Source organism: Lysinibacillus sp. UBA6686, assembly GCF_002455205.1.
GTDB lineage: Bacteria > Bacillota > Bacilli > Bacillales_A > Planococcaceae > Lysinibacillus > Lysinibacillus pakistanensis.
Window position 1 is genome coordinate 85,762 of sequence record NZ_DKJS01000076.1, and the last position, 9,418, is coordinate 95,179.

The 9,418-nt window shown below is 33.7% G+C and carries 11 protein-coding genes, 1 pseudogene and 1 other annotated feature; of the genes and pseudogenes, 3 read left to right on the forward strand and 9 right to left on the reverse strand.

Annotated features, from left to right (window positions below):
• Together B2R82_RS20730 and B2R82_RS20735 are read right to left on the reverse strand one after the other, a co-directional pair.
• On the reverse strand, window positions 1-203 hold a 203-nt coding region (locus B2R82_RS20730; RefSeq protein ID WP_286926810.1), incomplete at its 3' end, for an AAA family ATPase.
• A gap of 38 nt (window positions 204-241) precedes the next feature.
• Window positions 242-1,153: a DMT family transporter gene (locus B2R82_RS20735; RefSeq protein ID WP_286926811.1), complete on the reverse strand. Its 912-nt coding sequence runs from the start codon at window positions 1,151-1,153 to the stop codon at window positions 242-244.
• 76 nt (window positions 1,154-1,229) lie between these two features.
• Window positions 1,230-1,430: a binding site (T-box leader), on the reverse strand.
• Window positions 1,431-1,595: 165 nt separating this feature from the next.
• Between B2R82_RS20735 and B2R82_RS20740 the strand changes: the two genes are divergently transcribed.
• Both B2R82_RS20740 and fumC read left to right on the forward strand, forming a co-directional pair.
• Window positions 1,596-1,811, forward strand: coding sequence for a hypothetical protein (locus tag B2R82_RS20740; RefSeq protein WP_286926812.1), 216 nt, complete (start codon window positions 1,596-1,598; stop codon window positions 1,809-1,811).
• Window positions 1,812-2,113: 302 nt separating this feature from the next.
• Complete coding sequence (gene fumC / locus B2R82_RS20745) at window positions 2,114-3,505, forward strand: class II fumarate hydratase (protein WP_286926813.1); 1,392 nt, start codon at window positions 2,114-2,116, stop codon at window positions 3,503-3,505.
• Between the two features lie 216 nt (window positions 3,506-3,721).
• Here fumC and B2R82_RS20750 read toward each other — a convergent pair whose 3' ends face one another.
• From B2R82_RS20750 to B2R82_RS20775, 6 genes and pseudogenes are all read right to left on the reverse strand, one after another.
• Window positions 3,722-3,916, reverse strand: coding sequence for a hypothetical protein (locus B2R82_RS20750; RefSeq protein WP_286926814.1), 195 nt, complete (start codon window positions 3,914-3,916; stop codon window positions 3,722-3,724).
• 288 nt (window positions 3,917-4,204) lie between these two features.
• Window positions 4,205-4,452: pseudogene (locus B2R82_RS20755) on the reverse strand (alpha/beta hydrolase); the annotation flags it as partial.
• A gap of 252 nt (window positions 4,453-4,704) precedes the next feature.
• The gene (locus tag B2R82_RS20760) at window positions 4,705-5,301 is read right to left on the reverse strand and encodes a protein kinase (RefSeq protein ID WP_286926815.1); all 597 of its coding nucleotides are present in this window, start codon (window positions 5,299-5,301) and stop codon (window positions 4,705-4,707) included.
• 304 nt (window positions 5,302-5,605) lie between these two features.
• Window positions 5,606-6,151, reverse strand: a complete 546-nt coding sequence (locus B2R82_RS20765) for a hypothetical protein (protein WP_286926816.1) — start codon at window positions 6,149-6,151, stop codon at window positions 5,606-5,608.
• A 62-nt stretch (window positions 6,152-6,213) separates the two neighbouring features.
• On the reverse strand, window positions 6,214-6,759 hold the full coding sequence (locus B2R82_RS20770; protein WP_286926817.1) for a GNAT family N-acetyltransferase: 546 nt from the start codon (window positions 6,757-6,759) through the stop codon (window positions 6,214-6,216).
• A 707-nt stretch (window positions 6,760-7,466) separates the two neighbouring features.
• Window positions 7,467-7,592: a hypothetical protein gene (locus tag B2R82_RS20775; protein WP_286926818.1), complete on the reverse strand. Its 126-nt coding sequence runs from the start codon at window positions 7,590-7,592 to the stop codon at window positions 7,467-7,469.
• A gap of 328 nt (window positions 7,593-7,920) precedes the next feature.
• Here B2R82_RS20775 and B2R82_RS20780 point away from each other — a divergent pair, with 328 nt between their 5' ends.
• A complete protein-coding gene (locus B2R82_RS20780) occupies window positions 7,921-9,081 on the forward strand; it encodes a Ger(x)C family spore germination protein (RefSeq protein ID WP_286926819.1) in 1,161 nt (386 codons plus the stop codon).
• Between the two features lie 56 nt (window positions 9,082-9,137).
• On the opposite strand, the gene B2R82_RS20785 is transcribed toward B2R82_RS20780, so the two are convergent.
• The gene (locus B2R82_RS20785; RefSeq protein WP_286926820.1) at window positions 9,138-9,263 is read right to left on the reverse strand and encodes a PepSY domain-containing protein; all 126 of its coding nucleotides are present in this window, start codon (window positions 9,261-9,263) and stop codon (window positions 9,138-9,140) included.
• Window positions 9,264-9,418 lie beyond the last annotated feature (155 nt).

Below are 9,418 nucleotides of genomic sequence, written 5' to 3' on the forward strand. Positions count from 1 at the left end.
CCACCACCTGCCGTATTAAAATCACAGCAATCAGCAATTGCCTCCAGCAATGTGGATTTACCAGAGCCATTTTCACCAACAAAGAAAGTGACATTTGTCGGAAACTCTAGCTCCTGTAAATCCTGCAAGCTTGGTATATTAAAGGGATACACATGCTTATCTTCGATGTTGTTCTGTAACACCTTACATGATTTTAAATACATTTCGCTTCCTCCCTTACTATTATTATAACGTGCCCATGCTACTCTGAAACCGACTTTTTTTCCAAATACAAACTACAAACACCTAAAATAAATAATAAACTAATGCCTATAAAGGAAATAGGTGACCATGAGAGCCTTGGATCAAACAGCTGAAAGAAAAATGTGAATATTGGAACAAAGCATAAACTCATCATTACAATCAATGATGAGCAATACTGAATGCCTATCTGTAATAAATACATCGGTAGCATGACACCTATTACTGTGACTGCAAGTATCCATGAAATATTTCCCGAGAAATAATTAAAAAATATGTCGAAAGTTGCAGAAAAAGATAATAAAATTATGCCATAATAGCGGTTAGCTAAAATCATAGAAGTAGTCCAACCAGCCTCACTTAATCGCTTTGAGTAGATTGTACAGAGAACTGCACCAATCCCACAGCCAACACTCGCTATTAATGCCACAATTACAGGCAAGGTTAGGTCCATTTGAACAGCTGATTTCCCACTAATAACAGCTACTATTAGTATAGTACAAGCAATAAATGTTCCTAAAGCAATTGCCCATTGAACCCGAGGAATGGACTCCTTAGCAAAAACAGCTACTATTAAAACAAAAAGCGGTCCAATGCCCATTTCAAGTGCACTTACAATCGCGGACTCAACATATTTTAAGGCAAAATAAAAGCCCATAAATGTTATCACTGTAGCAGCGTTCAACTTCACTACATCCTTAATATTTCCCTTCCACACATTCACTTGCTTTCGTTTTCTGGCAAAGAATGAGAAATAAATCGCTGTAATGAAAAAACTAATACCCGTAAATAAAAAGGTGGGTACCTCCTGTACTTGCTTGGCATAGAACACTTGGCTCATCGATGTTAGAAGTGCTGACAGAACAAGTGCAGTTAAACCTACTGTTGTTGTATGCTTTTTTATTATCTCCATCCTATTTCCCTCCTTGATCATATAAGCGGCAGTTTCTCTCATCATTTCCCAAATAAAAAACTTCGTCTCCAATAAATATAGAGACGAAGTTATCCGCGGTACCACTCTGATTAGCTAGAAAGCTCACTTGACTATAACGGTAGCAGCCGTTTATACCTACTATCTTCAGCATAAAGAACTCCTGGATGAGTTCATAAATGGTTTGCGATGATTTTCACCAGCCATCATCTCTCTAAAGCAAACTACATTCACTACTACTTCCAATCATTGTTAAATCATTTTCGATACATCATAATTCATTTCACCCTTTTCGTCAAGACTCCCTGATATCTATTCTTTTGGACTTATAGAAAATGTTCTACTTTCTAAATGATTGTCATACATTGAGTAAAACCTTTTGCACCTTATTGTACCTGAAAAAAGAACAAGGGAGAAAAGTGATATGTTTGTGACTCATTTTTATGAAGGCAAGATTTCCGTATTAAGTCAGCTGCTCGTCAATCTACCTACTGTAGAAGAAAATATTAAAATTAAAGGACGAAAAGCAAAAATCATTGAGGTTAATCAAATCGACAATAATAATTACCAAGTACGTATCGTTTTTGAAATTATACCTAAGAAACAGCCTATTAAAGAACTTGGGAAGAAAAAAAGATAGCCTTTTATAGTTTAAAGAATAACGCTATCGTTGATAAATGCAATGATAGCGTTTTAAATTTTTTTAAATGGGTATCAAAATAGAAAGTTAACAACTGTTCTCAATTCAGAATAGTTGACTTTTTAATTGATAACAATTATCATTATCATTAGATTATTTCTTTTCTCCAAATTGCTTAATTCAGAATCCCCCTCTTTTTTGAAATAAGCATGTATCAAACGGATATTCTTACATCAGACTAAGAATATCCGTTTTTTAACTGTATTTACGGAATATTTACATAAACAAAGGAGCTGTTTTACATGGATTATCGTATTGAAAAAGACACTATGGGTGAAATTAAAGTACCTGCTGATAAAATTTGGGGTGCTCAAACACAGCGTAGTAAAGAAAACTTCCAAATCGGTACAGAGCAAATGCCAATCGAGCTCGTACAAGCGATGGCTATTTTAAAGAAAAGTGCTGCTATCGCGAACCATAAACTTGGAAAGCTTTCAGCCATTAAAACAAACGCTATTGTCCAAGCAGCTGATGAAATTTTAAATGGTCAATGGGACGATCAATTCCCACTTGTTGTATGGCAAACAGGTAGTGGTACACAGTCGAATATGAACGTCAATGAGGTTATTGCACATCGAGCGAACCAGATTTTACAAGATGCTGGAGAGGCTGACCGTATTCATCCTAATGATGATGTTAATAAATCCCAAAGCTCAAATGATACATTCCCCACTGCTTTGCATATTGCAGCCGTGTTAAAGGTTGAGGATTATTTATTACCACGTCTTCGTTTATTAAAAGCAACGTTAGAAGAAAAAGCTGAGCAATTTAAAGACATTATCAAAATTGGCCGCACACATTTACAGGATGCAACTCCCCTTACATTAGGTCAAGAGATTAGTGGCTGGGCAGCAATGCTATCAAAATCCGAGCATATGATTATCCAAAATATAGAATACATGAAGGAACTTGCGATTGGTGGTACAGCAGTTGGCACGGGTATTAACGCACACCCTGAATTTGGCGAACGAGTAGCATCCGAAATTAGCACACTGACAAATAAGCATTTTACTTCTGCCGGAAATAAATTCCATGCTCTTACAAGTCATGATGAGGCTGTCGTTGCTCACGGTGCCTTAAAAGCACTTGCCGCAGACTTAATGAAAATTGCCAATGATGTACGCTGGTTAGCAAGTGGTCCTCGCTCAGGAATTGGTGAGATTACCATTCCCGAAAACGAACCAGGCTCCTCGATTATGCCAGGTAAGGTCAATCCGACTCAAAGTGAAGCCATGACAATGGTAGTAACACAAGTTGTTGGAAACGATGCAACAATTGCCTTTGCCGCTTCACAAGGTAATTTTGAACTAAACGTCTTTAAACCAGTCATTATTTATAATTTCTTACAATCCACTCGTCTATTAGCAGATACAATGAAATCATTTAACGACCATTGCGCAATAGGCATTGAGCCAAATAAAGAAGTACTCGATCATAACTTACAAAATTCATTAATGCTTGTAACGGCATTAAATCCTTATATCGGCTATGAAAATGCAGCAAAAATTGCGAAGAAAGCCCATAAAGAAGGGACAACTTTAAAAGAGGCAGCGATTGCTACAGGATTGCTAACAGAAGAACAGTTTGATGAATATGTAGATCCTGCAACAATGATTTATCCAAACGTAAAATAAAATGAATGCAAGTTGACTACGCGATGCCCTTAAAATATTGATATATCAACGTTTTAAATAATAAGCTCCCCTGTACACCTAGCAAGTTAATGTATATTAAAGCTAAAACAGCGAGCGTGTGTACAGGAATGTGTGAGTAAGAAAGATTGAGGCTAATTTGCTTCAATCTTTTTTTCGTTATTATTCATACATTGTAAAAGAACGTTTTGTGGCTTTTCAGTCTTTAGATATTTGCCGTTTTCTATAGTCAATTAAAGCAATAATCGCAAGAATTAAAACTAAAATACTAGAAGTCAAAAAGAATAAAGATAACGTTCTCTTTTCTCCCCAGTTGCTAAACGCTTGTGAAAAACCGATAAAAACCATTACAAAAAATAGTGTTAATTGGAGTTTTGAAACATTTTCAAACAATAGATTACCTCCCTTATGTATGCTCAATAATATTACCATAAAACTATATTAATAATGCATTCAATATAGTATGAACAACCAAACTAAAAATCACCCACATATCTGATTCAAAGCATGTTTTAAAAGATTAAAAAATTAATGATTAAGATTTGACTCCCACAATGATTTTCAGCATTTCAACGGTTGGACATTTATAGTTTATTATTTTTGCCACCCATCAAAGAGTGGTCTTTTTTTGTGGTTTATTTAGGTAAAACACCTCGTTTGTTTAAGTGAATAAACTGACATTTATAATTCCTGATTGTAATTTGCTAATTGATATTCTTCAGTATGAAAGTAATGTTCACCTGTTTCCATGACTTTTAATTCACAACGATGTTTTTTGTAAAATAGTTAATAGTTTCAAATTCGCACAGTTCATCTTTGGCTCCATACATAATAAATGTATCTGTATTCCATGTATTAATAGGATGTTCTTTTACATAGCATAAATAATTCCAATACAACTTTTGACTAATAGGTGTTTCTATAGTCATTTATTCTATTCCAATACAGTCAACAATCTCATCTTCAAAGTCATATCCATATAATTCTCTTACTGGAGGATGCATATATAATTCATATTCTTTCTCGACCTTCTTTTCAGAGGTTGCGTAGGATAAAAAAGTTCTCTTACATTAGGTTGATGTCGATTTAATTAAATGTTTTAGTAAAAAAGTGACTGCTCTATTGAACAATCGTCCCCGTTACTTTAAGTATTCATAAATTTTACGACATACTGATTCTCCTTATTCCTTACCACAATTATAACAACGTTTGTCTCTGTCATTGTCTCCGTACATACGAAGTTCCTGTTCTAATCCACAAACACTGCAAAAGTCAAAATGTATTTGCGGAAGTATGCCCTCTTCGGCTAACGGAACCCACTCTTTTTCATATAAACTCTTTGTCATACCATAATCGGTAAAAACAAGTTTACCATCATTATTTAAACCGTAATTACTACTGTCTTCTAAATCAAAGCAATCGAAGTTTTTATCTAATATTTCTAAAACCTCATCAAACAAATTAGGGATCAAACATTGGTTTTCTTCATCCTTTACCTCATACGTTTGATTATTCTTTAGTTCTAAAGGTTTGTAATATTTTTGTACAGATATGAAATCATCAACATAGTATGTCTGAGCGAATAACTGGGCGAGACCTTTATCAACCATTGAAGTGTAAATTTCTAATTCATTTTTTGATTGTTTATAACCGATTGGATGTAAATGCACTTTTATTACATAATCTAAAACTCTATATACTTTTCTTGTAGAACCTATGCCAACAAAATTTTCATCTCTACAATACTGATTCCAATTTTGAATTATTTGTTTAAGCATTGTTTTCCCTCCTTACACAACTAAAAAATTAATTTTATATAAATTCAATACTTTATTATTTTTTCCACCTTAAAGTAACCTGCTCCGTTAGCACAAGAAGCAGTTGCTCTAATTGAATTCTTTTGGCCACCATAAAAAGCAACCACATCTCTGCAGCTACATTATTAGGGCTTGTTTTAAAAGATTATAAGAGTAAATGATCGGACATTAAAAAGTATTTTAATTTTACCATCCCTCACGGAGGTCATTTTACGGATTATTTACTGAGACACCTTAATTTAGAATTATGGAGAAAATAGAACTGTTAAGAAATCTGGTCTACGTATTGAGAAAGAATACTTACAATTTCGGATACGGGTAAAGTCCCATCGACAATGATGTCGGAATTCGGTTTTACTGTTTCTAACATCTCTAGATAGCCGCGCCTTCCTTGTGAAATATAACCCTCCATATCCATTAAAATATTTTCTACCGAATTATTCTTAAAATCTCTAGATACTCGACGTGCCATTGCAATATCCAAAGGAGTATCAACAAACACAGCAAAATCTATGAATTTACTCGTTCCAAAGTGTTTATAGGCAAACGGAAAGTCCAGCACTATGTAATCTAAAGGTTCAGTTAGTAACGCTTCTATATCTCTAATTAGAGGAGCCAAGTTCCACTCATCATAATTAGCTCCGTTGTCAATCCAATCTATAATGTCATCAGGACCATCAAAATCATATTCATCAAATAATAGTATTTTAGAATTTTTTAATCTTTTGTTTAGGTGAGTCGATATAGTCGTTTTTCCACCGCCAGAAACCGCAGCAATAGCAATAACTAGTGGTTTCTTTTCTTTTTTCATAAAATCCCCCCATTTTTATTTGTTTGGATCACTATTTTACTTATCTCTGTACTGTATTTTTTTTATAGAGAAGATCCATGATTTTGTTCAAATTCTTCTCTTGTCATTCCATAGCAAATACCATCATGATAAGCACCTTTAGTGAAAATAATTTTTCTTAATTGCCCCTCTTTCATGAAGCCTAATTTTTCATGAAGGCGCATGGATGGTTCATTAAAGGAGTACACTGTTGTATTTACTTTTTGATAAGCACGCTCTGAAAAGAAGAATCGAAGAACCATGAGAATCATTTCTTTTGCATATCCTTTACCCCTGTAAGGTTCGAATACAGCTAAATAATAATCAAAGATACCGTTTTTCAAATCACAATCAAATGTTTCAATCAACCCAACAATATTATTATCTCTATCTACTGCAACAAAACGGAATTCATCATCTTCTTCAGATTGTTCTTCTACCCATTCTGACATTTTATTAGCTGAGCGAGGAAAATGAATCGAATCCATATTTCGAAGAATTTCATCATCTAAAAATTCAAATATAATGATATCTTCTGGTTGTATCGCTCGTAATGTAAGATTTTGTCCTGTCCAATAACTAACTGTCATCTTCCTTATCCTCCAATGCATCAAAAAAGTGCTAATTATAGTTGGTTATATAAACCATTATTTTATTACGTTTTAAGTTTACATATAGTTTCAGTAAATTTTATCTCTTTTATTATTTCTCAACGATTGTTCAAATAATATACACAAATGACAAATCCCCCCACTATAATTCCAATCAATTCTCGATGGTTGTGGGAGACAATCATGCTAAACAACTATGGGATTTTGGAATTAATCTTGAAATGACAAAAACAGCTACTCATTCAAGAGCTGTTTCCCTTTAATGTCTAAGTTTCAAGTTTGGATGATTCATGCATACTCCTTATGGATGTTTCATTATTTCAACGGTAGGACATGGCGGTGGATATAGATAGAAACTAATTCCTACAATCATCATTTTGTAACTCTTGTATCGTTTACTAGCCTGTGCTGTTTTAATCTTTTTTGTCTAAAGAATATTGTTCAATTGCCTCTTCTGCTGTAGTAGAAGGACTTTCAAATACTATAAATCGACTGTATACCTCTTTTAGATTTAAAGACTCACTTAAATCGTCTACTAATTCAAAAACATCAAGCTTTCAAACCACAAGTGCAATTATGTTTTGACTCATCCAAAAGTGTGTGTTGTAGTCCATTCCCACTGGCTTTCCAATGGGCTCCTAAAATCAAAGAAATCTGTTTTTATCCGAGTGTTGGATTATCACTCATTATCCAAAAACTTGGGCAGCAATCGAAAATAATTCATGGTTCCTAAATGGCATATTCATTGAATTCTTTATCATTATTGGTGGTTCACTAGTTTTTGCAAATCCGCACTTCTCCAAGAATGACATTAACTCATTATTACCAGGGGGCACGTCAATTCTTATATTCCCTCGATGTTTAGTATGCTAACTCTTTTATTAGTAATGCTGCTAATTTCAAAATTTGGAGCTGTAATAGGTCCTAATATTAATAATCCAAAACCAATAATCTTAGTCACTAAATAGTCATTCAAATGAGTGGCTTTTTTCATGTATAAAATCACTTCTCCAATTTTCCTGTATAAATTAGAATACTTTTAGAAAACCCTTCTTTTTAAAATTATAACTGTCTTTATTTTTGTCTAAACTGAAAGTACCAACTTCCAAAATACAAACTTCTAAAAGTAGGGATGACAAATTGAAAAGAAAAATTATCTTAACCATATGCTTTACCATGATACTGTTTCTCTCTGGATGTTGGGATGTCTCTGAACCCCAAAGAATGTATTATGTCCATGGAGTCGGTGTAGATTTTAAAGATAATAAGTATGAAGTTTATATACAATTGATTAACTTTGCTGATGTTGCAAAATCTGAAACACCCAGTCCTGAAACAACACCATCAGAGATTGGACATGCTAAAGGGGATACCATGGAAGAAGCTATTTATAATATATATCGCTCAGTTGACCAAGAAATATTTTGGGGGCATATGACCTATGCTATATTCACTGAAGAAGTTTTAAAAAGTGAACATGCTATCTCTGTTATAGATAGTTTTTTACGTTTTAGAGAAACAAGATATCAGATTTTTGCCCATTGTACAAAGGATTCATTAGAAGAGATTCTTCTGATAACACCTTTAGTAAATAAGCCACTTACAAGTTCAAAACTAAGTAGTCCATTAAATACAAAAGCTTTAGAAACATTTATTGAGCCTATCGATTTAAGAAGTTTAATTATTGGATTAAATGAACCAAGTCATGAAGTGGCTTTGTCATTAGTCTCAATCAACGAAAGTTGGGAGTCTAAAAATGAGAAGCCCGCAAAGGAAACTTCCGTAAATGGTAACTGCATCCTTTCAAAAGATGGATTTAAAGGAACGATGAAAGGTAACACTGCAAGAGGAACCCAATGGATGCTAACCAAAAAGAATAGAGGGGACATAACCATTAAAGTGGACGATAGCGAAAGAGATTACTTAACGTTAGATTTAGAAAAAATAGATCTTGATGTTAAACCAATTGTTAAAAACAATCAGGTGACATTTGAAATAGATATTAAATTCAACGCTACACTCAATGGTTTTAAAACTAAAGTAACTTCAGATGAGATAAGAAAAGGTATTATTAAGAAAGTTAAAGAAGAAATAAAGACAACATATGAAGAGGGATTGAAATTAGACGTTGATATTTACCGTTTATCCGAATACCTGTACCGAGACAAAGTAAAAGTATGGAAGAAAATAGAGAACGACGGGAAAATACCCTTGACTAAAGAGTCAATAAGCAAAATAAATGTTTACGTAAATAAAGTAAATCCTGGTAGAAAAACATTTGAAGAAACAATTGTAGAGTAAAAAAATCCCAGGCTCAAAAATATTGAGTACCTGGGATTTGTGTTTATAAAGATATTTTAATTGGAATCATTCTCCTCTTCAATTTTACGAATTACACCTGTCTTTGCGTTTACTTCTACTTCGTAAATCTTATTTTGAGATGTCAGAATAAATATTTCATATACTAAAGTACCGTTTTCCATAGCTTATCTTCTTACATGGGATTCACCACTACCTCAACTGAGTAGACCCCTCTTGGATTTTCTGTGTTCTTCATAGAAAACTGCATGCCAAGGACTATTCTCTCCGAATTGTTCGGTCCTTCCCGTTCATTCTACCAGTGGACGGTACTATGACC